General features: G+C 72.1%; 21 protein-coding genes. 11 read left to right on the top strand and 10 right to left on the bottom strand.

All coding sequences use genetic code 11. The features are described from left to right. Window positions 1-143: 143 nt before the first annotated feature. The 4 genes from CcI49_RS15710 to CcI49_RS15695 all read left to right on the top strand — a co-directional run bounded on the left by CcI49_RS15710 (window position 144) and on the right by CcI49_RS15695 (window position 3,942). On the top strand, window positions 144-596 hold the full coding sequence (locus CcI49_RS15710; protein ID WP_054570524.1) for a cytidine deaminase: 453 nt from the start codon (window positions 144-146) through the stop codon (window positions 594-596). Then, window positions 593-1,921: a thymidine phosphorylase gene (locus CcI49_RS15705; protein ID WP_076827460.1), complete on the top strand. Its 1,329-nt coding sequence runs from the start codon at window positions 593-595 to the stop codon at window positions 1,919-1,921. The genes CcI49_RS15710 and CcI49_RS15705 overlap by 4 nt, the downstream gene beginning before the upstream one ends. A gap of 222 nt (window positions 1,922-2,143) precedes the next feature. Further along, window positions 2,144-3,259, top strand: a complete 1,116-nt coding sequence (locus tag CcI49_RS15700) for an adenosine deaminase (RefSeq protein WP_054570526.1) — start codon at window positions 2,144-2,146, stop codon at window positions 3,257-3,259. Between the two features lie 89 nt (window positions 3,260-3,348). Next, window positions 3,349-3,942, top strand: a complete 594-nt coding sequence (locus CcI49_RS15695; protein WP_116437416.1) for a DNA-3-methyladenine glycosylase I — start codon at window positions 3,349-3,351, stop codon at window positions 3,940-3,942. A 106-nt stretch (window positions 3,943-4,048) separates the two neighbouring features. On the opposite strand, the gene CcI49_RS15690 is transcribed toward CcI49_RS15695, so the two are convergent. Both CcI49_RS15690 and CcI49_RS15685 read right to left on the bottom strand, forming a co-directional pair. After that, on the bottom strand, window positions 4,049-5,227 hold the full coding sequence (locus tag CcI49_RS15690; protein WP_076827458.1) for a PfkB family carbohydrate kinase: 1,179 nt from the start codon (window positions 5,225-5,227) through the stop codon (window positions 4,049-4,051). Window positions 5,228-5,266: 39 nt separating this feature from the next. Beyond that, window positions 5,267-6,718 (bottom strand): NAD(P)H-quinone dehydrogenase, encoded by a 1,452-nt coding sequence (locus CcI49_RS15685; protein ID WP_054570529.1) that lies wholly within the window; start codon window positions 6,716-6,718, stop codon window positions 5,267-5,269. A gap of 221 nt (window positions 6,719-6,939) precedes the next feature. On the opposite strand from CcI49_RS15685, the gene CcI49_RS15680 reads away from it, so the two are divergent. Next, the gene (locus CcI49_RS15680) at window positions 6,940-7,380 is read left to right on the top strand and encodes a gamma-glutamylcyclotransferase (RefSeq protein ID WP_054570530.1); all 441 of its coding nucleotides are present in this window, start codon (window positions 6,940-6,942) and stop codon (window positions 7,378-7,380) included. Between the two features lie 119 nt (window positions 7,381-7,499). Here the strand turns inward: CcI49_RS15680 and CcI49_RS15675 are convergent, their stop codons facing one another. The 4 genes from CcI49_RS15675 to CcI49_RS15660 all read right to left on the bottom strand — a co-directional run bounded on the left by CcI49_RS15675 (window position 7,500) and on the right by CcI49_RS15660 (window position 12,695). Continuing rightward, window positions 7,500-8,720 (bottom strand): amidohydrolase, encoded by a 1,221-nt coding sequence (locus CcI49_RS15675; RefSeq protein ID WP_054570531.1) that lies wholly within the window; start codon window positions 8,718-8,720, stop codon window positions 7,500-7,502. 74 nt (window positions 8,721-8,794) lie between these two features. Continuing rightward, a complete protein-coding gene (locus CcI49_RS15670) occupies window positions 8,795-9,943 on the bottom strand; it encodes a glutamate--cysteine ligase (RefSeq protein ID WP_054570532.1) in 1,149 nt (382 codons plus the stop codon). A gap of 402 nt (window positions 9,944-10,345) precedes the next feature. Then, complete coding sequence (aspS, locus tag CcI49_RS15665) at window positions 10,346-12,157, bottom strand: aspartate--tRNA ligase (protein ID WP_054570533.1); 1,812 nt, start codon at window positions 12,155-12,157, stop codon at window positions 10,346-10,348. 148 nt (window positions 12,158-12,305) lie between these two features. Beyond that, complete coding sequence (locus CcI49_RS15660; RefSeq protein ID WP_035953389.1) at window positions 12,306-12,695, bottom strand: hypothetical protein; 390 nt, start codon at window positions 12,693-12,695, stop codon at window positions 12,306-12,308. An 85-nt stretch (window positions 12,696-12,780) separates the two neighbouring features. On the opposite strand from CcI49_RS15660, the gene CcI49_RS15655 reads away from it, so the two are divergent. Next, window positions 12,781-13,605 (top strand): purine-nucleoside phosphorylase, encoded by an 825-nt coding sequence (locus tag CcI49_RS15655; RefSeq protein WP_050796020.1) that lies wholly within the window; start codon window positions 12,781-12,783, stop codon window positions 13,603-13,605. Between the two features lie 46 nt (window positions 13,606-13,651). Next, complete coding sequence (locus CcI49_RS15650) at window positions 13,652-15,598, top strand: phospho-sugar mutase (protein ID WP_241840090.1); 1,947 nt, start codon at window positions 13,652-13,654, stop codon at window positions 15,596-15,598. A 454-nt stretch (window positions 15,599-16,052) separates the two neighbouring features. Here the strand turns inward: CcI49_RS15650 and CcI49_RS15645 are convergent, their stop codons facing one another. Both CcI49_RS15645 and deoC read right to left on the bottom strand, forming a co-directional pair. Then, window positions 16,053-16,607 (bottom strand): Uma2 family endonuclease, encoded by a 555-nt coding sequence (locus tag CcI49_RS15645; protein ID WP_054570535.1) that lies wholly within the window; start codon window positions 16,605-16,607, stop codon window positions 16,053-16,055. 180 nt (window positions 16,608-16,787) lie between these two features. Beyond that, window positions 16,788-17,549 (bottom strand): deoxyribose-phosphate aldolase, encoded by a 762-nt coding sequence (gene deoC, locus CcI49_RS15640; RefSeq protein WP_116437424.1) that lies wholly within the window; start codon window positions 17,547-17,549, stop codon window positions 16,788-16,790. 50 nt (window positions 17,550-17,599) lie between these two features. Between deoC and upp the strand changes: the two genes are divergently transcribed. Further along, complete coding sequence (upp, locus tag CcI49_RS15635) at window positions 17,600-18,223, top strand: uracil phosphoribosyltransferase (protein WP_054570537.1); 624 nt, start codon at window positions 17,600-17,602, stop codon at window positions 18,221-18,223. A gap of 34 nt (window positions 18,224-18,257) precedes the next feature. Here the strand turns inward: upp and CcI49_RS15630 are convergent, their stop codons facing one another. Then, the gene (locus CcI49_RS15630; RefSeq protein WP_076827453.1) at window positions 18,258-19,292 is read right to left on the bottom strand and encodes a hypothetical protein; all 1,035 of its coding nucleotides are present in this window, start codon (window positions 19,290-19,292) and stop codon (window positions 18,258-18,260) included. Window positions 19,293-19,685: 393 nt separating this feature from the next. Here CcI49_RS15630 and CcI49_RS15625 point away from each other — a divergent pair, with 393 nt between their 5' ends. The 3 genes from CcI49_RS15625 to CcI49_RS15615 all read left to right on the top strand — a co-directional run bounded on the left by CcI49_RS15625 (window position 19,686) and on the right by CcI49_RS15615 (window position 24,570). Further along, a complete protein-coding gene (locus CcI49_RS15625; protein WP_076827450.1) occupies window positions 19,686-20,891 on the top strand; it encodes an LLM class flavin-dependent oxidoreductase in 1,206 nt (401 codons plus the stop codon). 71 nt (window positions 20,892-20,962) lie between these two features. Then, window positions 20,963-22,861 (top strand): ABC transporter ATP-binding protein, encoded by a 1,899-nt coding sequence (locus tag CcI49_RS15620; RefSeq protein ID WP_241840089.1) that lies wholly within the window; start codon window positions 20,963-20,965, stop codon window positions 22,859-22,861. Then, entirely contained in the window at window positions 22,858-24,570 is a 1,713-nt protein-coding gene (locus tag CcI49_RS15615) for an ABC transporter ATP-binding protein (RefSeq protein WP_054570540.1), read from the top strand. The genes CcI49_RS15620 and CcI49_RS15615 overlap by 4 nt, the downstream gene beginning before the upstream one ends. A gap of 53 nt (window positions 24,571-24,623) precedes the next feature. Here the strand turns inward: CcI49_RS15615 and CcI49_RS15610 are convergent, their stop codons facing one another. Next, window positions 24,624-25,181 (bottom strand): DUF5313 family protein, encoded by a 558-nt coding sequence (locus CcI49_RS15610; RefSeq protein ID WP_054570541.1) that lies wholly within the window; start codon window positions 25,179-25,181, stop codon window positions 24,624-24,626. Between the last annotated feature and the right edge of the window lie 58 nt (window positions 25,182-25,239).

Genomic DNA, 25,239 nt, shown 5'->3' with positions numbered 1-25,239 from the left:
GCTGGTCGGGGCCCGGTGCGGCCCGGTCCAGGCCGGCTCGGCGGGTCCCGACCAGCCCGCCCTGGCCCGGCCCGGGCCGACGGCGACCCGGCTCGGCCACGGTGCCGACCGGGTCAGGAGACCGACCAACCCGGGAGGGGATCGTGGACGACAGCGTCTGGCTACGGCTGCGCGACGAGGCCGTGAAGGCCGCGCAGTACGCCTATGCGCCCTACTCGGGCCTTCAGGTGGGTGCCGCCGCGGTGGTCGATGACGGCCGTGTCGTGGTCGGCTGCAACGTCGAGAACGCATCGTATGGCCTGACCCTGTGTGCCGAATGTGGACTCGTGTCGGCGCTGCGGGCGAGTGGTGGCGGGCGTCTCGTCGCCTTCGTGTGCGTGAACGCGGCCGGCGCGCTGCTCGCGCCCTGCGGGCGTTGCCGCCAGCTGCTCCACGAGCACGGCGGCCCGCAGCTGTTGGTCACCACGGCCGGTGGGGTGCGGACGCTGGCCGAGCTGCTCCCCGACGCCTTCGGCCCCGACGCCCTCCCGCCCGACGCCCTCCCGCCCACGGCCACGGTGTCCGCTGCCGGGCCGGGCACGGAGCCGGTGGCATGAGCGCCTTCGATGTGGTCGACCTCATCCGCGCCAAGCGGGACGGCGCGGCGTTGCCCGGGGACGCGATCGCCTGGCTGCTCGACAGCTACACCGGCGGCCGGGTCGCCGACGAGCAGATGGCCGCCTACCTGATGGCCGTGTGCTGGCACGGCATGACCGAGGACGAGCTGGATCACTGGACCGCCGCGATGATCGCCAGCGGCGAGCGCCTCGACCTGACCGGGCTGCCCCGGCCGACCGTGGACAAGCACTCGACCGGAGGCGTCGGCGACAAGGTCTCCCTGGTGCTCGTCCCGCTGGTGGTGGCGTGCGGGGCAGCCGTCCCGCAGGCCGCGGGACGCGGGCTCGGGTACACCGGCGGCACTCTCGACAAGATGGAGGCGATCCCGGGCTGGCGCGCGGATCTCGACGCCGGGCGGATGCGGCGGATCCTCGCCGAGGTCGGCGGTGTGATCTGTGCCGCCGGGGCCGGCCTGGCCCCGGCCGATCGCCGGCTCTACGCGCTGCGTGACGTCACCGGCACCGTCGAGTCGATCCCGCTGATCGCCTCCTCGATCATGAGCAAGAAGATCGCCGAGGGCACCTCGGCCCTGGTGCTGGATGTCAAGGTCGGCAGCGGCGCGTTCATGACCTCGGTCGACGACGCGCACGAGCTGGCCCGCACCATGGTCCGGCTCGGCACCCGCGCCGGGGTCCGGACGGAGGCCCTGATCACGGCGATGGACACCCCGCTGGGCCGCACCGCCGGCAACGGCCCCGAGGTGGCCGAGGCTGTCGAGACGCTGCGCGGCGGCGGGCCCGCCGACCTCGCCGAGATCACGGTCGCGTTGGCGAGGATCATGCTCGACCTGGCCGGCCTCGGTCCGGGTTCGTCGGGCTCTTCGGGTTCGTCGGGCTCTTCGGGCTCGCCGGCACCGGACCCGGCGGCGGTGCTGGCCTCCGGGGCCGCCCACGAGGTGTGGCGCGCGATGGTGACCGCGCAGGGCGGTGATCCGGACGCGGCGCTGCCCACGCCCGCGTTCACCCAGGTCGTGCCCGCTCCGGCCAGTGGCTTCCTCAGCCGGCTCGAAGCCCGTGCCGTGGGTGTCGCCGCCTGGCGGCTGGGCGCCGGGCGGGCCCGCAAGGAGGACGCGGTCGCGCCCGCGGCGGGTCTTCGCTGGTTCGCCGGGGTGGGGGAGGAGGTCAGGGCCGGAGAACCGCTGATCGAGCTCTACAGCGACGACGAGTCGACGTTCCCGCGCGCCGTCGAGGCGCTGGCCGGCGCAGTCTCCGTCACCAGGACCCGGCCCGCCTCCGCACCTCTCGTGCTGGCTCATATCCGCTGACCCGGCGACCGGCTGACCGGTTGACCGGCCGGCGGACCGACCGGTTGGCAGGCGGCCTCGCGAACCCGCTGGCCGGCGGCCTGCGGTGTCGCCGCCGCGCTGGCCGGGACTCGCCGAGGCCGCCACGACGGCCGGCCGCGCGGTGCGGACTAACGTGGCGACAAGGGACTCGCGGGCCGGACGACGAACCGGCAGACCGGGTCCGAAGGCCAGGTCCGGCGGATGAGGCCGGCGGGTGGGGGCGAGGTGGTGGGTGTGATCACCGAATCCGAGATCCGGCGGGCGCCGAAGGTCCTGCTCCACGATCATCTGGATGGCGGGCTGCGGCCCGAGACCATCGTCGAGCTGGCGGACGCCACGGGCTACGGCGGCCTGCCGACCACGGACGTCGACAAGCTCCGGACCTGGTTGCGCGGCGGCGCCCACACCGGGTCCCTGGTGCGCTACCTGGAGACGTTCAGTCACACGGTGGGCGTCATGCAGACGGCGGACGCGCTGGCCCGGGTCGCGCGTGAGTGCGCCGAGGACCTGGCCGCCGACGGTGTCGTCTACGCCGAGGTCCGGTTCGCCCCCGAGCTGCACGTCGGGCGGGGCCTCTCGCTCGACGACGTCGTCGAAGCCGTGCTGGACGGTTTCCGCGTCGGCTCCGCCGGAACCGGTCTGCACATCCGGGCGCTGCTGACCGCGATGCGTCACCAGGCCCGCTCGCTGGAGATCGCGGAGCTGGCCGTGCGCTGGCGGGAGGCCGGCGTGGTCGGCTTCGACATCGCCGGAGCGGAGGCGGGCAACCCGCCGACCCGGCACCTCGACGCCTTCCAGTACATGCAGCGCGCGAACGGCCACTTCACGATCCACGCCGGGGAGGCCTTCGGGCTTCCGTCCATCTGGGAGGCGCTGCAGTGGTGCAACGCCGACCGGCTCGGGCACGGCGTGCGCATCGTCGACGACATCACGGTCGACCCCGACGGCAACGCGACGCTGGGCGATCTGGCCAGCTTCGTACGGGACGTCCGTGTTCCGCTCGAGATGTGCCCGTCGTCGAACGTGCACACGGGGGCGGCGCCGAGCCTGGACCGCCACCCGATCGGCCTGCTGCGCGACCTGCGGTTCCGGGTGACGGTGAACACCGACAACCGGCTGATGAGCGGTGTCACGCTGTCCAGCGAGTTCGCCGCCCTGGCCGAGACGTTCGGGTACGGCTGGCCGGACATCAGCTGGCTGACCATCAACGCGATGAAGTCGGCGTTCCTGCCGTTCGACCAGCGCCTCGCGCTGATCAACGACGTCATCAAGCCCGGTTTCGACGCGCTGATCCCGCCGGGCGCACCTGGGGCCTGACCGGGCGGGCAGCGGCGCCCGGCCGGCGTGACCTGGGTGCCTGACGGGCGTGACCTGGATGTCCGGCCGGGCGTGAGATGGTGGCGGCTATGGCTGATGACCCGGTCCGTGGTGCCGTCGCGGGCCCGGACGGTGCGCTCCGCTGCCCGTGGGCGCTGTCGACTCCGCTGTACATCGACTACCACGACACGGAGTGGGGCCGGCCGGTCCGGGACACCGTCGGCCTGTTCGAGCGGATCACGCTGGAAGCGTTCCAGTCCGGGCTGTCGTGGCTGACGATCCTGCGCAAGCGGCCGGCGTTCCGGGCGGCCTTCGCCGGGTTCGACCCCGCCGCCGTCGCGGCGTTCGACGACCAGCAGGTCACGGAGCTGCTCGCGGACGCCGGCATCGTCCGGAACCGTCGCAAGATCGAGGCGACGATCGTGAACGCCCGCGCCGTGCTCGCCCTGGACGAACCGTTGGAGGACATCGTGTGGTCCTTCGCGCCGTCGTCGCCGGGCACGGCTCCGCGGACGCTCGCCGACGTCCCCGCCGTGACCGCCGAGTCGAAGGCCCTGGCCAAGGCGTTGCGCACGCGGGGCTTCGTCTTCCTCGGCCCGACCACCGCGTACGCGCTGATGCAGGCCTGCGGGCTGGTGGACGATCACCTCGACGGCTGCGTGGCGCGCGGTATGACGGGCTGAGGCCGGCACCGCTTGAAGATCATGGGATTTTGGTCGTCCTGACGACCAGGATCCTCACCTCCTGCTCGGCGACAGTCGTCGGGCGGCGGCAGTCGTCGGGCGGGCGTCAGGTCATCCAGCTCCGCGGGCCGAAGGTCTGCACGGAGCGGGCCGCGACCCGGGAGGCCTCGCCGAGCGAGGAGACCAGCTCGTCGGTCGCGATCGCGCCGTGGGCCATCATCCAGGCGAAGGCGCCGTGGAAGATGTCGCCCGCGCCCAGGGTGTCCCGGGCGGTGACCACGGGTGGCAGCACGTAGCCGCGCCGGTCCTTCGTCGCCCAGCGAATCGGGCCCGGCCCGTCCGTGACGGCGACGAAGAAGGGGCCGTAGTGCAACAGCAGGTCCAGGATGTCCGCGCCGGGGTCGAAGCCGGGCGGTCGGAACGCGGTGGAGCAGATCACCACGTCGACCAGCGGCAGGATCCGCTCGGTGCCCGGCTTCCAGCTCCCGCCGTCGAGCAGGACCGGCGGCCCGCCGCGCCGTAGCGACCGGAGCAGGCCGATCGCGGCGTCCACCTGGTGGCCGTCGACGAGCACGACGTCGGCGTCGGCGACGGCGGCCGCGGCGGCGGTGTTCGCCGTGCACCGCGGCACCATCCCGTGCGTCGAGGCCACCGCGCGCTCGCCGGTCACGGAGGTGACCATGACCGCCGACATCGGCAGGGCGAACGAGCTTCCCGGGCCGGCCGGGCCGCTGCCGACGGTCCCTGGCACGCCGCCGTCGCCGGTCGTGGCGGTGTTCACGGCGGCGGCGCGACCGCGCCCGAAAGAGCCGGCCTGGCCCGGGACGACCAGGCCGCCGTTCTCGACAGCACCGGGATGACCGGTTCCGGTGACCTTGGTGCGCATGACGGCTCCGGTGGTGGCGGGCGGGCCGTACTTGGCCCGGATGCCGCCCGCACGGGTTCCAGGCGGCAGATGCGGCGCTCCGACCTGGCCCAGGTGCTGGCCGGTTCCGCCGGGCCCGCCGGCCGGGTCGCCGGCGGTCTGCTCGGGCACCAGCTCGAGGTGGCGGATCCGGTGGCGGGCGAGATCCGCGTGCACCAGCGCGGCCGCGGGGGAGGTGCCGATCGCGCTCACCAGGCAGGGGCGCCCGCCGAGGTACGCGAACGTCACCGCCGCGTTCGTCGCGGGGCCGCCCGCATTCATGGCGAAATCCCGGGCCACGCACTTCTCGTCGGCGCCTGGCAGCTGATCGACGAGGTAGACCGAATCAAGCGTCGTCAGGCCGACGAAGACGCCTTTCATGCGCCCATTATCCGGCCTGCGCCGGAGTGACAGGCCTGTTCAGGCGGGGGTGTCGAACCCGGCGAACAGGTCGCGAGGCCGCAGGACCCGGGCCGCTTCCGTGATGGAACCGGACAAGGAGGGATAGATCGAGAAGGTGTGTGCGATCTGGTCCACGGTGAGACCGTTCTCCACCGCGATGGAAATTGAGAGGATTAGTTCACTTGCACGCGGAGCGACGATGACGCCACCGAGCACGCTGCCACTTCCGGGCCGACAGAACAACTTCACGAAACCATCCGATATCCCCATCATCTTCGCTCGGGGATTGCGGGCCAGTGGCACCGTGGTGACCTCGGCGGCGATCGCGCCGGAGTCCTTCATCCGCTGCGTCACGCCCACCGTGGCGATCTCGGGCTCGGTGAAGATGTTCGAGGAGACGGTGCCCAGCCGCAGCGGGGTGACCGCCTCGCCCAGCGCGTGCCACATCGCGATGCGCCCCTGCATGGCCGCCACCGAGGCCAGCGGGAGCACGCCGGTGCAGTCACCGGCCGCGTACACGCCGGGAACCGACGTCCGTGACATGCGGTCGACCACGATGTGGCCACCCGAGCCGAGGCGCACGCCGACCTCGGTGAGCCCGAGGCTCTTCGTCCGCGGCACCGAGCCCACCGCCATCAGGGCGTGGCTGCCGGTCACGGCCCTGCCGTCGGTCAGCTCCACGAGCACACCGTCACCGATCCGACGCACGGACGCGGCCCGGGAACGGTTGAGCACCTGGATGCCACGACGGACGAAGACGTCCTCGATGACACGGGCGGCGTCGGAGTCCTCACCGGGCAGCACCCGCTCGCGGGAGGACACCAGGGTCACCTCCGCGCCCAGCGCGCGGTAGGCGCTCGCGAACTCGGCGCCGGTCACCCCGGAGCCCACGACCACCAGGTGCTCCGGAATCTCCTTCAGGTCGTACAGGTGGCGCCAGGTGAGGATGCGCTCGCCGTCCGGCTCGCAGCCGGGGACCTCGCGCGGTGAGGCACCGGTCGCGACCAGCACGACGTCGCCGACGAAGGTCTCACCGTCCGCGGTCTCGACGGCGTGCGGGCCGACCAGCCGCCCGGTGCTGTGCACCACGTGGACGTGCTCGCGCTCGAGGTGGTGGCGGATGTCGGCGGACTGCGCCAGGGCCAGCGCCCGCACCCGCTCGTTGACCTGCTCGGGATCCACCGACACCACGTCGGGCGGGGTGAGGTGCGGCGGCTCGGTCAGCTCCCAGCTGCCGACCTCGGCACCGGGGTCGGCATGCGGACGGACCCCGAGCGCCGGTGCCATCGCGAAGTTCGTCATCGTCTCCGAGGTCGCGATGAGAGCCTTGGACGGGACGCAGTCGGTCAGGACGCAGGCGCCGCCGATGCCGTCGGAGTCGATCACGGTCACCGTGGCGCCTAGCGACGCGGCGACCAGGGCTGCCTCGTAGCCCCCCGGCCCGCCGCCGAGGATGACGATTCGCGTCACGTGAGGTCCTCCCTGAGCTCGCGGTACCCCTCTAGTTTGCCCCTCTTCCGACGTCCCTCTCGTTCCGGTTCGGTCGGCTCCGTAGTATCTCCACCGACGTCGGACGACCTGATGTGACGTCGGTTCATCCCGTGACCCACCCCCGTGACGCCGGCGGCCTCTCCCGGCGTGGCAGCACCCCGCGCGGACACACCTGGCGGGGAGATCGGAAGACTCCGACGATGACGAAGTACGCCGCCTACGCGAGCAACCTCGATCCGACGCACATGAAGGAACGTGCGCCGCACTCCCCGGTGATCGGCACCGGGTGGATCAGGGGTTGGCGCCTGACCTTCGGCGGTGAGAACGTCGGCTGGGATGGCGCGCTCTCGACCATCGTCGAGGCGCCGGGCTCCCACGTGTACGTGCTCCTCTACGACCTCGATCGTTACGATCTGGAGCGTCTCGATGTCTGGGAGGGGGCGGACACCGGCCTCTACACCCGGATCCGGGTGCGGGTGTCCACCCTGGACGGTGAGAGCCTGGCCTGGACGTACGTCCTGAACGCCTACGAGGGCGGGCTGCCGTCACGCAATCACGTCGACAAGATCGCCGATGCCGCGGAGAAGGCGGGCGCGCCGTCCGAATACGTCTCCGAGCTGCGGAGCCGCCCGATCGCATGACCCATGGCGGCTACCGGCACCAGCCGCCTACCGGCGCTGGCGCCAGCCACTGACCGGTGGCCGGCACCAGCGGGCTACCGGTGCCGGCCCGGGCCCGCCGTGGCGGGCCCGGGAGCCGCTCAGGTGAGGGGTTCCTCCATGCTCGCCGGGTCGGTGTAGCGGTCGAGCAGCTCGCACGCCGCGGTGGAGAGAAATCGCACACCGACGCCGATGGCCTGTTCGTCCACGTCGAAGCTGCCCTGGTGCAGGTCGTAGGTGGGGCCACCGGGGGTGCGGGTGCCGAGCCGGGCGAGGGCACCGGGCACATGGGTGAGATACCAGCCGAAGTCCTCACCGCCCAGCGACTGGGCGACCGACGTCGCCGCCTCGTGCCCGAACACCGCGTCGACGACCGCGCCGAACGCGTCTACGACGGCGGCGTTGTTGACCACCGGGGGAACGCCGCGGACGTAGTCGATGGCGATCTGCGCCCCGTAGGGCGCGACGATCTGCTCGGCGAGCCGCTCGAGCAGCTCCGGGGTCTCCTCCCAGGTCTCGCGGGACAGCGTGCGGATCGTCCCCCGCAGCTTGCCGGTGCGCGGGATGGCGTTGGCGACCGTGCCGGCCTGCACCAGGCCCCAGACCAGCGACAACGCCGACCGTGGATCGACCCGCCGGGAGAGCGCGGCGGGCAGGTCGACGGCGAGCCGGGTCAGTGTGTAGACCAGATCCACCGTGTTCTGCGGGCGTGAGGTGTGGCCGCCCGGCCCCGCCAGTGTGATCTCCACCGCGTCCGCGGCCGAGGTGATCGGGCCGGAGCGCAGCCCGATCATGCCCGCGTCGAGCGCCGGGTCGCAGTGCATGGTGATCGCGGCGGTCACCGGCTTGAGGACACCGGCGTCGATCACATCCAGCGCACCCCCGGGAATGGTCTCCTCCGCCGGCTGGAACAGCAGGCGGACGGTACCGGGCAGCGGGTGCGTCCGGGCGTAGGCGGCGAGGGCGAGGCCGGCCCCGAGGGTGACCGTCGTGTGGACGTCGTGGCCGCACGCGTGCGCGATGCCGGGCACCGTCGACCGGTACGGGACGTCCTTGACGTCGGACAGCGGCAGCGCGTCCAGGTCGGCCCGCAGCATCACGACCGGGGCGTCGGCGTCCACCCCCGGGCCGATGTCGCACCACAGGCCTGGCACGTCGGGGAAGCGCTGCGGGCTCAGCCCGGCGGCGAGCAGACGTTCCTCCACCGCGCGGGTCGTACGGTGCTCCTGCCGGCCGAGCTCGGGGTGCGCGTGCAGATCACGGCGCAGCCGGATCAGGTCGTTCTCGTGCTCCGCCAGCCAGACCGCCGCGGCGGGCGCCATCGCCGCGGCGGTCCTGTGTGTCATGTCCGATGTCATCTACCGGGCCCAGGCCCTCCGCCGAATTCGTCGGCCAGCTACCCGGGGGTCACTGGCCGCCCCATGTTCATCTCGGCGAGCAGCGTATCGACCACGGCGGTAAGGTCTCCGCCGGCCCGCCGGGCCGCGGTCTCCTGGCGGGCGTGGCTGGCACCATCCGCCAGGATTCGGTGGACGTTGCCGAGCTCCTCGGCGCAGCCGAGCCGGCGGGCGACCGGGAGAAGGTCGTCGACGAGGTCCTCGATCTCGGTGCGCACCGGGCGGACCCCGCCGTGGTCATCCACGACGATCTCGGCGTCGAGCCCGTAGCGGGCGGCCCGCCACTTGTTCTCCTGAACCACCCAACGGTGCGGCGCCGGCAGTGTGTAACCACGGTCGAGCTGGGTGTTCATCCGGTCGACGAGGCACTGGGCCAGGGCCGCGACCGCCCCGATCTCCATCAGGGTCGGCAGGCCGTCACAGATGCGCAGCTCCACCGTGCCGAAGTTCGGGTGTGGGCGGATATCCCACCACACCTCACGGATCGTCTCGATCGTCCCGGATGTGACCAGGGTCTCCATGAACTGCTCGAAGGCGGCCCAGTCGTGCAGCGGATACGGCAGCCCGGCGGTCGGCAGGCTCTCGAAGATCTGGGAGCGTGATGACGCGAGCCCGGTGTGCGTGCCCTTCCAGTACGGCGACGACGCCGACAGGGCGAGAAAATGCGGAATGTACGACATCAGGGCGTTCACGATCGGCATCGCCTTCGCCGGCGAGCGGACACCCACGTGTACGTGCACCCCGAAGATGAGCAGCCGGCGGGCCAGCCACTGCATCTGCGCCACCAGCCGGCTGTAGCGGTCGTCGGTGGTTATCCGCTGCGTCGTGTAGTCGCTGAACGGATGAGTTCCGGAGCACATCAGGCCGAGGCCGCGCCGTTCCGCCAGGTCACGCAGCGGGTCGACGGTTCCACTCAGGTCCGCGAGCGCCTCCGGGACGGATCCGCACACCCCGGTGATCACTTCGATCGTGGACTCGAAGAGTTCGTGCTTGGCCTTCGCCGCCGCTTCCTCGCCGACCTTCCCGCGCAGGTCCTCGAGGATCTCGGTCGCGCCGCAACGCAGATGGCGGCTCTGCAGGTCGACGAGTTCCAGCTCCCACTCGATTCCCAGGCTAGAACTCGGCGACGAAACGAAGGGAATGTGCACCGCGGCTCCTCCGGGTGAGCGGGCACGCCGGTGGGCGAACCCGGAACTCGGGCAGCGAGCTCTCCGGGCTGGTTACCCAGACCGCGCGGCCGTATCCCCGCCGACGATGGCGGAAGGGGCCACTTTGTTGGCCCCCGCCGGACCGTGCGCACGCCAGTTCCCGGATCAGCTCCAACTCGGAGTCATATTAAGGTCACATTTCGTGCTTTGCATAGAAGGAATTTCGGACCCATCGCCTTTTTTGCGTCACGACATGATGAGACGTTCGAGGTCGTCGCCGTGGTGCGGGCGAGCGACCGTGACGAGAAAGGGGGTCCGAAGGGGGTGCGGAGGGGAAGGGTGAGGGGCGCGCGGCAGCCGCGGGTGTACGGCAGCCGCGGCAGCCGCACACCCGCGGCGGCGTCAGGAGGCCGCGGCGGGGCGCGGCGAGGGCGCGGCCTGCGGCACGACCACCCGGATACCGAGCTCCCGTAGCTGCCGCTCGTCGACGGTGGTCGGCGCGCCCGTCATCGGGTCCAGCCCGGACTGGGTCTTCGGGAAGGCGATGACCTCGCGGATGTTGTCCTCGCCCGCGAGGATCGCGACGAGGCGGTCGATACCGAACGCGAAACCGCCGTGCGGCGGAGCGCCGTACCCGAACGGGGTCAGGAAGAACCCGAACCGCTGCTGCGCCTCGTCGGGTGAGATGCCGAGCAGGCCGAAGATCCGCTGCTGCAGCTCGCTCTCGTGGATCCGGATCGACCCCGAACCCAGCTCCCACCCGTTCAGGACCAGGTCGTAGGCAAGGCTGCGGACGGCCAGCGGGTCCGACTCCATCTTCTCGACGTCGCTGGGATGCGGCCGGGTGAACGGGTGATGCCCGGGCTTCGGCCGCCCGGTGGCGGCGTCCACGCCGACGAACAGCGGGAAGTCCACGACCCAGACGAAGCGCAGCTCACCCTCGCCCGCGGGCGGGCGCCCCAGGTCGTTGCGCAGCTGGCCCAGCACCTCGCAGGCCGTCTCCCACTCGTCCGCGACGAGCAGGAGCAGGTCGCCTTCCTGGGCCTGCGTCGCGGTGACGATCGCGGCGAGCTCCTCGGCGGAGAGGAACTTGGCGACCGGAGACTCCAGCGCGCCGGCGGCGGCGACCCGCATCCACACCAGGCCCTTGGCACCCAGCTTCTTGGCACGGTCGGTCAGCGTGTCGAGCGCCTTGCGGTTGTGGGTGGCCGACCCACCGGGCACCCGGATGCCCTTGATCGCGGGAGCACCCGCGAAGGCCTTGAAACCACTGTTCCCGAAGATCGCGGTGAGCTCGACGAGCTCCATCCCGAAACGCAGGTCCGGCTTGTCGACACCGAACCGGTTCATGGCGTCGTGCCAGGTCAGCCGCTCGATCGGGGGCATCGCCCGCCCGGAGCCCGCGACGGCGGCCCCGGCCGCGGCCAGCACGGCCGAGGAGACCACGCCAAGGACATCGTCCACGTCGACGAAGCTCATCTCCAGGTCGAGCTGGGTGAACTCGTACTGGCGGTCGGCGCGCAGGTCCTCGTCCCGCAGGCAGCGGGCGAGCTGGAAGTACCGGTCCATCCCGCCGACCATCAGCAGCTGCTTGAACAGCTGGGGCGACTGCGGCAGGGCGTAGAAGCTGCCCGGGAACTGCCGGGACGGGACCACGAACTCGCGGGCGCCCTCCGGCGTCGACGGCATCAGCAGCGGCGTCTCCACCTCGACGAAGCCGCTGTCGGCGAACGCGGAGCGCAGGGCGCCGAGCACGGCCGAGCGGGTGCGCAGGTTGCGCTGCATCCGCTCGCGGCGCAGGTCGAGGTAGCGGTAGGCGAGCCGGGTGCCCTCCTCGACGGAGTCGGCCCGGTCGTCGAGCGGGAACGGCGGCGGCGTCGCGGTGGAGAGCACCTCGACCGAACAGTCCGTCAGCTCGACGTCACCCGTCGCCAGTCCTGGGTTGGCGGTGCCCTCGGGCCGGACGGAGACGGTGCCGGTGATTCGCAGGACGTACTCGGAGCGGGCGTCGACCGAGCCGTCGACGACGCACTGCAACAGCCCGGAATGGTCCCGCAGGTCGACGAACATCAGCGACTGGCCGTGCTGGCGCCGGTGGGCGACCCACCCGCACACCGTGACCCGCTGGCCGGCATTGTCCAGCCGCAGATCGCCGCACAGGTGGGTACGCATCGCCGTGCTGTGCGTTCCGGGCGTGCTGGAGGCTGTCGACATTGCCATCCGTCCTGTATCACTGCGTGCCGCTGTCACTGGGTGCCGCTGTCACGACACCACGAATCAGAGGAATCCTGTATCTCGAGATACGTGATGCCTGCCGGCGACCCTATCGGAAGGACGCCCGTTGATCGGCCGCGCGGCGGCCTCAGCGGCGCAGGGCCCGGATGAAACGCGCCGCCTCGGCGCGCATCCGGTTCGGGATTCGCAGGATCTGACGCCCGCTGGGCGTTGTGAGCTCCACCACGATCACCTCGCCGTGGCGCAGGCCGCGGGACGCGGACACATCGCGCCGGTCGAGCGAGACGTCGAACCAGTCACCTTCGCGGGGGAACGGCGCGACCACGAGAAGGCGCCGCGTCGTCAGCAGAATCCAGCGCGACATTCCGAGCCGATGCCCCATGAAACGCTCGGCCTTCGCGACGACACGCCCGCCACCTGCAGGATCGGTCATCCGGCCACGGAGCACGACCTCGATGAACTCGCCCTCTTCCAGAGGGACCCGAGGGGGCTTGCGGACAGCGGACACGAGCGCCACCCCTCCAGTGTGCTCCGCGTACGCCACGTCGTGGCGTGTAGTGGGCCACCCCGGTGTGGTCGGAGCGTGCCCGTACAGTCGCCTGGTGGCGGAACGTGGCAGCATCGGCGGGCAACCAGGGGCGGAGGCCGAGGCCTCGGCCGCCCGGCTGGCCGGTGTCACCGGGGTGGATCGGCATGACGTGGCAATCGTGCTGGGGTCGGGCTGGCGACCTGCCGCCGACGTCCTGGCGCGCGCCGGTGGGGACGTCATCGACATCCCCTTCTCCGACCTGGGCGGCTTTCCGGTGTCGGAGGTGTCCGGGCACACGCCCAAGGTCCGCTCCATCCAGGTCGGCGGAAAATGGCTGCTGGTCTTCCTCGGCCGGGTGCACCCCTACGAGGGCCATGACCTCACCAGGGTCGTGCACACCGTCCGCACCGCGCGTGCCGCGGGTGCCCGTACCGTGATCCTGACGAACGCGGCCGGCGGGCTCCGGTCGGACATGTACGTCGGCCAGCCGGTGCTGATCGCCGACCATCTCAACCTGACCGGCCGCTCCCCGCTGGTAGGCCCGCTGTTCACCGACCTCACCGACGCCTATTCGCCGCGGCTGCGCTCGCTCGCGCGCACCATCGAGCCCGGCCTGGCCGAAGGTGTCTACGCCGCGCTGCCCGGCCCCCACTACGAGACACCGGCGGAGATCCGCATGCTGCGCGGCCTCGGTGCCGATCTCGTCGGAATGTCCACGGTGCACGAGACGATCGCCGCCCGTGCCCTCGGGCTGGAGGTGCTGGCGCTGTCCCTGGTGTCGAACCTGGCCGCGGGGATGACCGGCACGCCGCTGAGCCACACCGAGGTGCTTGCCGCGGGTGCCGCCGCGGCCGAGCGGATGGGCTCGATCCTCGCGAAGATCGTCCCGTCGCTGTGACGCCCCGCTGCCGCGACGTCCCCTGCCGTGGCGTTGTGAAAGCGCGTTGAACCGCGAGCCGCCCGGACCGCCCGGCCGGCCCGGCGTGCCTGACCTGCCCGGACCGCTGGCGGCGCAGGTCGCCTCCTGGCTGCGCGGCGACCCGGACCCGGATGACCGGGCCGAACTGGCCCGGCTGGTCGCCGCGGGGGACGTCGAAACGGTTGCCGGCTGCTTCGCCGGCCCGCTGGCCTTCGGCACCGCCGGGCTGCGCGGGCCGCTGCGGCCCGGGCCCGCCGGTATGAACACCGCCGTGGTGCGCCGGACCACGGCCGGCCTCGCGCAGTGGCTGCGCGGCCGGGCCGGTGGGGCGGACCCGACGGTGGTCATCGGCTACGACGCGCGCCGGCGGAGCGACCGGTTCGCGCTCGACGCCGCGCGGGTGCTGGCCGGTGCCGGGGCGCGGGCGCTGCTGCTACCGGCACCCACGCCCACACCCGTGGTGGCCTTCGCGGTCCGCCACCTCGCCGCCGACGCCGGAATCGTCATCACGGCCAGCCACAATCCGGCCGCCGACAACGGCTACAAGGTGTATCTGGCCGGTTTCGGCGGGGGAACGCGCAGCGGGGAATCCGCCGGCGGGGGACCTGCCGGCAGGGGAACCGGCGCCGGGGATCCCGGGCATGGCGCCCAGCTCGTCACACCAGCCGACGCCGAGATCGAACACACGATCGCGGCTGTCGGCCCGGCGGTGGACGTCCCTCTCGCCGACCACTGGCACCGCCTGGACGACTCGATCGTCGCCGCGTACGTCGAGGGCGCGGTGACCGCGGTCGGCGAGGTTGGCGCCGGTCCGGCTGGTGCTGCTGCAGGTCCGGCCGATGCTGCCGGCGCTGCTGGTACGGCCCGTGGCGCTGGCGCGGCCCGGAACGCCGGTGCGCCGGACGTGGTGGGCGGCCCGCCGCCGCTGTGCGTCGCCTACACGCCGCTGCACGGGGTGGGGGCGGACGTGGTCGACGCGGTGTTCCGCCGGGCCGGTCTGGCTGCCCCCGTCGCCGTCGCCGACCAGCGGGAACCCGATCCGGCCTTCCCGACGGTGCCGTTCCCGAATCCGGAGGAGCCCGGCGCCCTGGACGCGGTCCTCGCGCTCGGCGAGCGTCTGGGAGCCGACCTGGTGCTGGCGAACGACCCGGACGCCGATCGCTGCGCCGCCGCGGTCGGCCGCCGTGTCCTCACCGGGGACGAGGTCGGCCTGCTGCTCGCCGAGCAGGTGCTGCGGGAGCGGCCTGGACCGGTAGCCACCACCATCGTCAGCTCGTCGGCGCTGCGGGAGCTGGCGCGCCGGTACGGGGTGCCCTGCGTGGAGACACTGACCGGCTTCAAGTGGATCATGCGGGCGGATCCGCGCCTGGCGTTCGGCTACGAGGAGGCCCTGGGCTACGCCGTCGCGCCCGACCTGGTCCGGGACAAGGACGGCATCACCGCCGCCCTGGCCCTGGCACACGCCGCGCTCCGTGCGAAGCGCGCCGGCCGGACGCTGCTCGACGTCCTGGACGACCTGTGCCGCCAGGTGGGCGTCTTCGCCACCGGTCAGGTCGCCGCTCGCTTCACCGACCTCGCCGCGATCGACGCGGTGATGGGCGCGCTGCGTGCGTCGCCGCCGTCGCACCTCGGCGGCCGGGCGGTCAGCGCGGTACGCGACCTGCTCGACGGACCCATCGAACCTGCCGGACCCACCGGACCTGCCGGAGGTTCCGGGTCCGCCGGAGGCGTCGGGGCTGCCGGGCCGGACGGTGAAAGCTTGCCGGCCGCCGACGTGCTGATCTTTCATCTGGCCGGCGCCGCCCGCGTCGTCGCCCGCCCGAGCGGGACGGAACCCAAGCTCAAGCTCTATCTGCAGACCGTGGTGGGCCCGGCGGACATCGCGGCCATCGGGCTGCCCGCCGCCCGGCGGCGGGCCGAGTCCGAACTCGCGGCGCTGCGCGACGACCTCCGGGCACTGCTGCGGCTCTAGCGGCTTCAGCGCGACGGCAGCGCGCGGAGCCGCCTGACAACCCCGAGAGTTGAGGATATTGGTTGCCAGAGAGCCTGTCGCAGATCGGTGCCAATCAAGATCGCTGGTCGGTGGGCGGGGAGGTCCGCACTCCACGAACGCGGCCGGGCCTACGCGAGCCCGGCGGCCCGGTTTGACGAGTCGCAAGAGTGAACGATTTTGGTCGTTCTGACGACCAAAATCCTCAAGTCCTGCGGGTTGTCAGGTGAATCTGCGCCCCTTTTGCCACTCTTGAGGTGTGAATCGTCGGTGCTGCACGGCGGTGCGGAATCCTCGATGGGTGGCCGTGCGGGTGGGATTCGCATTCCGTCAGCACGGCTGCGCCAAGCCCCAACCGGTGGCCCGGATCCGCCGCGTCTCAGGATTCTGCTACAGGCTCCAGCCCGGTACCCGTGTCAGCTCGGCGGAGACGACGTCAGAGCCGGGTCAGGTCGATCCTGACCGGGAACGGTGCGACGGCGTCGACGACGCCCGTGAAGACCTCACCGGCGTGGTAGGCCCGACTCGCCGGGTCGAGGACGTGGGTGCAGACGACGGGGACTCCGGCGGGCGGCTGCTCGACCCGCCAGTAGTAGGAGATGCCGGCCTTCGCGTACTGCTCGGCCTTGACGATCCGGTCGGTCGTCTCCGAGCCGGGCGAGACGACCTCGACGACGAGCAGGATGTGCTCGGGGCGGGCCGGCATGATGTCGATCGTGTCGGCGCGGTAGACGGTGACATCGGGGCGCCGGTTCGTCAGCGGCGCGTCCTGAAGCCGGACGTCGAAGTCGAAGTCGGCGTTCCAGCCCGGCCCGGCCGCGGCTTCCAGGGCGACGGCGAGAATCTTGATCAGCCGGTTGTGGCGTTTGGACGCGCTGGGGCTCACGACGATCATCCCGTCCACGATCTCGATGCCCGCGCACTGCTCCGGGGACCAGGAGTCGTACTGGTCGGCAGTGATCTGCTGGTGCATCCAGGCAGGGGCGATCATCTCGGCGGTGATGGCGCACCTCCTCGCGATGGCTGGCGGGCGTGAACCTCCGGACCAGCGTAACGCCCGAGCCGGCTGTCGCCGGCGGGGTTGCGGCCGGCCGGCCCGGCCCGGCATCCGGATCAGACCGGCCTGACGCCGGGATCACCGGCCAGCCGGCCAGCCGGTCAGCCGGCCAGCTCAGACCGGGATGTCGGCCAGAATGTCCTTGGTCGCCGAGAGCCCGAGGCGGGTGGCCCCGGCCTCGAGGAACGCCAGAGCCTGTGGCGCGGTGCGGATGCCTCCGGACGCCTTCACGCCCAGCCGGCCGCCGACCGCCGCCACCATCGCCCGGACCGCGCGCAGCGACGCGCCGCCGGCGGCGTGGAAGCCGGTCGAGGTCTTCACGTACTCGGCCCCGCCGCTCTCGGCGGCCCGGCAGGCGGCCGCGATGCACTCGTCGGGCAGCAACGCGGTCTCCAGGATCACCTTGAGGATCACATGCGGCGGCACCGACAGCCGCACCTCGGTGATCTCGGTCTCGATGGCGCGCCAGTTCTCATCCATGGCGTTCGCGATGTCGATGACCATGTCGATCTCGGTGGCCCCGTCGGCGACCGCGCGGCGGGCCTCCTCGGCCTTGATCACCGTGAGGCCCGTGCCGTGCGGGAAGCCCACAACGGAGGCCACCGCGAACGAGGGCTCGTCGTCCTTGCCCGCCTGTCGTGCGCTCGCTGCGGCCAGATACACGTGGGTCGGCGCGACGCAGACGGTGCCGACACCGAGCTTCGCCGCGTCCGTGCACAGGTTGACGATCTCCTCGCCGGTCGTCTCCGGGCGTAGCAGCGTGTGATCGATGATCTTCGCGAGGTCGGCGCGGCGAAGGGCGGCCGGAGGTGTGGCCGCGTCGTCGCCCGACGCGGGACGATCCGGAACGGTGGGGTCCGTCGGCATACCTGGCATCATCGCTCATCGAAAAACCGGACCCAAAAGTCTCCCGGCAGGAGCCAACCGTGCAGGTACAGGTCGTCGACCATCCGCTGGCAGCCGTGGCACTCACCGTGATGCGCGACGAGCGGACGGCGCGTCCCCAGTTCCGCGCTGCCCTGCACGACCTGGCGATGATGCTGGTCTACGAGGCCGCTCGCGGCCTGCCGACCATGCCCGTCTCGGTGACCACGCCGCTGACCACCACCACCGGTGTGGTGCTCGCCGCTGAGCCGGTGGTCGCCCCGGTGCTGCGGGCCGGCCTGGGCATGCTGCCGGCCGCGCTCACGGTCATGCCGGACGCCCGCACGGCCTTCATCGGGCTCGCCCGGGACGAGGCGACGTTCGAGCCCAGGGTCTACCTGGAGTCGGTGCCCGCCGACCTGGCCGGGCGGCCGGTCTTCATGCTCGACCCGATGCTGGCAACCGGTGGATCGGCGTTGCACGCGCTGCGGCTGCTCACGGCCCGCGGTGCCACCGGCATCGTGGTGGTCTCGGCCGTCACCGCGCCCGAAGGTCTCACCGCACTCGAAAAGAGTGGTCTCGACGTCCGCGTCGTCACGGCCGCGGTGGACGAGAACCTGAACGACGTCGCGTATATCGTGCCCGGCCTCGGCGACGCCGGCGACCGCCTCTACGGCGCCGTGTGACCGGCGCGGCGATCTGGCCGCGCCCCCAGCGGCCTCATCCGAATCCGAGGGGGACGAGCACGGAGGAGGCATCGGTGCTTCCGGCGCTCGTGTCGCCGTTGACGACAAGGCTGACCGCGGTGTCAGGCACCGCGTCGGACACGTCGCTCTCGGCGACCATGCCGAACGTGACGCTCTGGTCGGCGACAATGCTCTGGTCGGGGGCAGTGCTCAGGTCGGTGAACTCATACCTGTCCTTCCGGGCCAACGGCTGCAGAGCCATATCGCATTTGTCCGTCGTCCTGTCGACCAGCTCGGCGGCGGAGACGTAGAACCTGTCCGTGAACGGGTACGCGCAGCCGTCATCCATCCCGGCGGCGAAACTCTTCGGGACGGCTATGAGACTGCCGAAGTAGTCGCCCGCGATCGGAGTCGGTGCTGGTCGGTCCTTCTGCAGGTTGTGCACCTCGATCAGGAAAGCCAGTTTGTGAAAGCCTGGCCTGGCGATTTCCGTCCCGTCGGTCAAGTTATGCACCATGACAGCACGTGCCTCGTACGCGAAGCCCTGCTTGGTGAACCGCACCCACTGCGCGCCGGCCAGGCGCCGGACCACGGCGGCCTGAAGCTCCTTGTCCTGGAGGTCACCGGACAACGGGCCGGTGCGCTCCGGAACCGTCGCCGACGGGCCGGGCGTCGCGGGTCCGGTGGGCGCGGCGGCTTCCTGCATCGTCGGGCTCGCCGACGGAGGTGACTCTCCGCCCGAGCCGTGGATCGACACGACCGTCGCCACGACGGCGACGACCAGGGCGACGAAAGCACACCCCGCGATCACTGCGCGCCGGGGGAGCCGAGTGCGGGCCTGCCCGCGTGCGCAGGTGACAAGCCGGTCGACGCCGTACAGCTCGACCAGCCTGGACAAGGCGGGCGGCGGCCCTTCGGTCAGCATCGCGCGCAGTGATTCGGTGCCTGCGGCCCGGTCGTCGCGAAGCTGGGCGAGGACTGCGCGCCCCTGCCAGCTGTCTGCCAGTGCGGCCGAGAGATCTCGCCATGTTTGTTGATYGTCGAGGGTCGGCTGCCGATCGTGTGTCACTGGCTTGATCGTCCCCCGTCATGCGACGTCCAGTCATGTTTCGGGTGGCAATGGTAGCGTTCGTCCCACCTTCGGGTGACCTTTTGATCGCCTGCGGTGATGGTGTAGGTCGCGCTCAGGCGGCGGGGTGTGGGTATCTGCCGCGCCTTCGGTGTCTCGGCTGTCGGGTTTTCGGGTCGTGCGGTCGACGTGGCGCGCATCCGGTCGCGCCTGCCTGGTGTGCCAAGTCTGTAACTGATTGTTCTTGTATTGACAAGCCCCTTCTGTTCGGACAACGTGTCTTAAGTTCACTTAGTCGATCGACATAGAGGGTGATCGTCGAGGGTTGCCTCGATCAGCACTTCTTCATCACAGCGCAGTCAACCGGTCACCCGTGCGGAGAAAGGTGCCACCATGCCGGTCGAGTTCATCGGCCTGATCGCCACCCGTCCCGGCTCCGAGGCGAGCAGCCTCACCCCCGGACCGGTCGTGGACCGCGACTACACCCGGSGGTTCGCCGTCGCCCACGAGGACGCCGGCTTCGACCGCGTGCTCATCGGCTACAGCAGCGGCTCGGTCGACAACCTGCAGGTCGCCGCCTACGCCGCGGCGCACACCGAGCGGCTCGGCTACCTGGTCGCGCATCGGCCCGGTGTCGTGTTCCCCACCGTCGCCGCGCGGTACTTCGCGTCGCTCGACCACTTCTCCGCCGGCCGGGTGGCGATCCACATCATCACTGGCGGCAGTGACGCCGAGCAGCGGCGCGACGGCGACTATCTGAGCAAGGACGAGCGCTACGCCCGCACCGACGAGTACCTGGAGATCGTCCGCCGGACCTGGACCGCGACCGAGCCCTTCTCCCACCAAGGGCGTTACTACCAGCTCGAGGACCAGCTGGCCGGAGTGCTTCCGGTGCAGCAGCCGCATCTGCCGATCTACTTCGGCGGCTCGTCCGAGGCGGCCTACCGGGTCGGCGGCCGGCACGCGGACGTCTTCGCGCTGTGGGGGGAGCCGCTCGCCGAAACCGCCCAGCAGATCGCGGCTGTCAACGCCGCCGCCGCTGCCGCCGGCCGCGACACGCCGCCTCGCATCAGCGTGTCGTTCCGGCCGATCCTCGGCGCGACCGAGGAGCTGGCCTGGGAGCGGGCCCACCAGATCCTTGCCTCGACCAGGGCGAACGTCGGGAAGGCAGCCCGGTACTTCAAGGAGTTCCGCGGCTTCACCGGCAACCGCGACGCGCCCCAGAACATCGGCTCGCAACGGCTGCTCGCCGCCGCGGCCAAGGGCGAGCTGCACGACCGGGCGCTGTGGACGCCACTGGCCGCCGCGGTCGGCGGTGGTGGGAACTCCACGGCCCTGGTCGGCACGCCGGAGACGGTGGCCGCGGCCCTGCTCGACTACGTCGACATCGGCGTCACGACGCTGCTGATCCGCGGCTACGACCCGTTGGACGACGCGATCGACTACGGTCGCCACCTGCTGCCGCTCGTGCGCGCGGAGGTGGCCCGGCGTGACCGCGGCGAGGCGGCCCAGCGGGACGACGTCGCACCGGTACCGGCCGCGCTGGCTGCCGCCGCCGCACCCGCTGGAGGCGGGACGCCGGACCCAGCCGGGCTGTGACCAACCCGCCATTGACCAATCGGATTGGGACCGCACGGTCTGCGACCCCACGGTCTGCGACCGCACGGGCGGTGCGCGGTGGGCCGGGCCTGGCGTTGATCGTCGCGGCGGTGGGCCGCCACCGGCGGCTGCTGGCCGCCGGGATCGGTGCTGGCCTGGTCTGGACGGGCACGAAGCTTGCCGCGCCTCCGCTCGTCACGTGGACCATTGACACCGGGGTGCTCGGTGGTGACACGAGCCGCCTGTGGCTCGGGGTAATGCTGTTCGCCGGGCTGGCGGTGGTCGGCGCAGGCTTCGCCGGGCTGCGTCGCTACTACGGGCAGTGCCTGGCCTTCGTGGTGGAGGCCGACCTGCGCGACCGCCTGCTGGCCCGGGTGGTGAGGCTGCCGGCGGCCTTCCATGATCGACACCCGGGTGGGGTCCTGGTCGCCCGGGCGACGACCGACCTGCAGCAGGCTCAGCAGCCCGTGATCAATATTGCGATCATGGTCTCGAACCTGGTGATGCTTGTCGGGGCCGCAGTGCTGCTGGCCTCGATCGATCCGGTGCTGGCGGCGATCGCCCTGGCGCCGGCGGTCGCGGTGTTCGCGGTCGCCGTCCGGTTCACCCGGCGGCTGGGGCCGCGTGCGCTGGACCTGCAGACCAGGCTTGGCCGGCTCGCCAGCACCGTGGAGGAGTCGATCGCGGGCGTGCGCACCACGAAGGGCCTGGGCACCGAGAACGACGAGCGGCGCCGCATCCACGAGCGGGCCGGTGAGGTGCAGCGGGCGGCGCTGCGGCTGAACACGGTGCGCGCCACCTATCAGCCCCTGATCGATCTGCTGCCCGCGTTCGGGCTGGTCGGCGTGCTGTGGATCGGTGGGCTGCGGGTCGCGCACGGCTCCCTGACGGTCGGCGAGCTGGTCCAGTTCAGCTACTTCGGGCTCGTGATCGTCGGCCCGCTGCGCATAGCCGGGATGACCGCGTCCCAGCTCAAGCGCGCGGTGGTCTCGGCCGGCCTGGTGGCCGCGGTCCTCGACGAGCGTCAGGAAGCGTCGCAGAGACGGCCGGCACCGGCACCGGCACCGGCCCCGGCCCCGGCACCGGCGACCAGACCGGCCGGGGGCGACCCCACCCGCTCGACCGGGCGGGTGGCGGGCGGGCTGGACGTCCGCTTCGAGGGCGTGACGTTCGGCTACGGCCCGGGACGTCCCGTCCTGCGGGATCTCGACCTCGTGGTGCGGGCTGGCGAGTGCGTCGCCGTGGTCGGGGCTACGGGCAGCGGCAAGACCACGCTCGGGGCCCTGGTGCCGCGGTTCTACGAGGTCGATGCCGGCCGGATCCTCGTCGGCGGGCGCGATGTCCGGCAGTGGCCCCTCGCCGAACTGCGTGCCCAGCTCGGCGTCGGCTTCGAAGACGCCTTCCTGTTCAGCGGGACGGTCCGCGACAACCTCCGCCTCGGCGCGCCCGAGGCCGACGACACGCGGCTGCGGGTCGCCGTCCGGCTGGCCGGGGCACAGGATGTGGTGGCGGGGCGTCCCGGCGGCTACGACGCGGCCGTCGGTGAACGCGGACTCGACCTGTCCGGTGGCCAGCGCCAACGGCTGGCACTGGCTCGCGCGCTGGTCGCGGACCCGCCGGTGCTTCTGCTGGACTCGCCGACCAGCGCGGTGGACCCGGCGAAGGAAGCCGAGATCGTCGCATCCCTGGCGACGGTGATCCAGGGCCGCACGACGCTGCTCGTCGCGCACCAGCCCGCGGTGATCGCCCTCGCCGACCGGGTCGTGCTGCTCGACGGCGGCCGGGTGTCGGACCTCGGTACCCACGACGACCTGCTCACCCGATCTCCGCGCTACCGCCAGGTGCTGGCCGCGCACCCCGGCGGCGCGCTCCCCGGCGGCACGCTCCCTGGGAGTACGCACCCCGGCGGGGCGCACTCCGGCGACACGCACTCCGGCGGCGTGGACCGCGCCGTCTCGGTGACGCCATGACGTCCACCGCAGGCGCCGGTCTCGCGGTGCGGACCCTGGCGGTGCTGCGACCGCGCTGGGCGGCGGTCGCGCTGGCCGCGCTGCTGCTCGTCGCGACCACGGCCACGTCGCTGGCGGGGCCCTGGATCCTGCGCTACGCCGTCGACAACGGGCTGGTCGGCGACCATCCCGACACCGGCGTGGTCACCCGTGCCGGCCTGCTCTACCTGGGCCTGGCGGTTGCCGGCCTGGCGATGGCCCGCGTGCAGGTCAGGCTGGTGGGCTGGATCGGCGAATGGCTGGTGCGCGAGCTGCGCAGCCGGGCCGCCGACCACGTGCTGGCGATGTCGGTGCGTTACTTCGACCGCACACCGGCCGGGGTGCTGGTGTCGCGCCTGACCGCCGACATCGACGCACTGCAGGACGTCGTCCAGCTCGGCATCGTGCCGTTCGCGCAGGCGGTGCTCACTCTCATGTTCCTGGCCGTCGTGCTGGTGGCCCTGTCCTGGCAGCTCGCGCTGGTCTGCCTGCTGCCCGCGGTCGCGTTGATCGCGGCGACGGTGTGGTTCCGCCGTGCCTCCCGCGCGGCGTTCGCCGCGGTCCGCGACCGCGTCGCCGACACGGTGGCCGCGCTGACCGAGCGGCTCGCCGGGCTGCGGGTGGTGCGGGCGTTCCGCCAGGAGGCCGGCACGACCGAGCTGTTGCTGGCGCGCAGCCGCAGGCAGCTCGACGCCAACGTCACCGCGGTGCGCGTCCAGTCCTTCTACCTCGCCGCCATGGAGTTCGCCACCGTGGGCAGCATCGCCGCGGTGCTGGCCGTCGGCGGCGTGCTGGCCGCGCGGGACGCGGTGACCATCGGGACCCTCAGCGCGTTCGTTCTCTACCTGCTGCTCGCCTTTGAGCCGGTGCAGTCGCTGAGCTTCCTGGTCACCGTCCTGGAGTCGGCGGCCGCCGCGCTGCGCAAGATCTACGCGCTGCTCGACGAGCCGGTGGACGTCCCGGAGGGCTCCCGGGAGCTGGTGCGCACCGGCCCGCTCGCCGCCGAGGGCGTCGGCTTCCGCTACGGGGACGGCCAGCCGGACGTCCTGCGGGGAGTGGACCTGACGCTGCGGCCCGGGGAGCGGGTGGCGCTCGTCGGGCCGACCGGGGCCGGCAAGTCGACCCTCGCGAAGCTGATGGCCCGGCTGTTCGACCCCACGGCCGGCCGGGTCAGCTACGCCGGGGTGGACGTCCGGGAGGCGACCTGGCCGGCGCTGCGCTCGCGGGTCGTGATGGTCGCCCAGGACGGCCAGCTCACCGCCGGCACCCTCGCGCACAACCTGCGTGCGGTGCGGCCCGGTGCGACCGACGACGAGCTGGCCGGGGCGCTGGCGGCGGTCGGTGCCGGCAACTGGCTGGCCGGCCTGCCCACCGGCCTGGCCACGCCGGTGGGGGAGGGCGGCTCGCTGCTGTCCGCCGGTGAGCGGCAGCTGGTCGCGCTGGCCCGGGTCTGCCTGCTCGACGCGGACGTCGTCGTGCTCGACGAGGCGACCTCCGGCCTGGACCCGGGCACGGAGAGGCTGGTGGAGGCCGCTCTCGTCGCTGCGACGGCCGGCCGGACCGTGCTCGTGGTGGCACACCGGACGTCAACGGTGCGCGGCGCGGACCGGGTCGTCGCCGTCAACGCCGGCGGCGTGACCGACCTCGGCGCCCCGCGCGACACCACCCGTCAGTACCTCGACCAGCACTGAACCCTTTCCATCTCACACCTGTCGGGCGCGCTCGCGGCAGGTCGGAGCGCCGATCACTCCGTGGGGGGGAAGACGGGCGGGAAACCGTGCTGCTCCAGCCTCCGGTTGCGGAAGTAGCCGCTGGTGGCGAGACCCAGGCCGACGCCGGAGAGCAGCAGGAACACGACGATGGTGATCCGGACGCTGAGCTGGCCGGGCAGCAGGGCGAACACCACCGCGAAGGGGAGCATGAGGACGAAGGGCCGCAACGCCTGGCGTAGCCGCCACCCCGACCCGGTGAGGTCGTGCGAGACCCAGTCGTTGTACCGCGGCGGGAGCGTGCCGCCGAGCAGGTAGTGCATTCTGCCGCCGAGCGGTGGGCTTTCCCGCGCCCGCGTGCCGCCGCCCGCAGGAGTCTCCGGCCCGGTGGCCACCGCTGCGGCCGAGCCGGCCGCCGGGTCGGAGGTCGAGCCGGTGTCGACTACCGGTGAGTCGCCCTCGGCCTCGGCCGATACCGGTGAGTCGGCCGCGGCCGCGGTAGAGGTCGAGTCAGCCTCGGCCGGAACCGCCTCGGCTGGAACCGCTCGGGCGGGTTCCGCGTCGGTATCGGGATGCTGGGCCTGACCGTCCATAGCTAGAGCCTACGGACGCCAGGACCGCCCCAGCGCGGCGTGCCGTCCACGAATCGGC

This window comes from Frankia sp. CcI49 (genome assembly GCF_001983215.1).
Taxonomy (GTDB): domain Bacteria; phylum Actinomycetota; class Actinomycetes; order Frankiales; family Frankiaceae; genus Parafrankia; species Parafrankia irregularis.
This window is presented reverse-complemented; position numbering and strand designations above follow the sequence as displayed.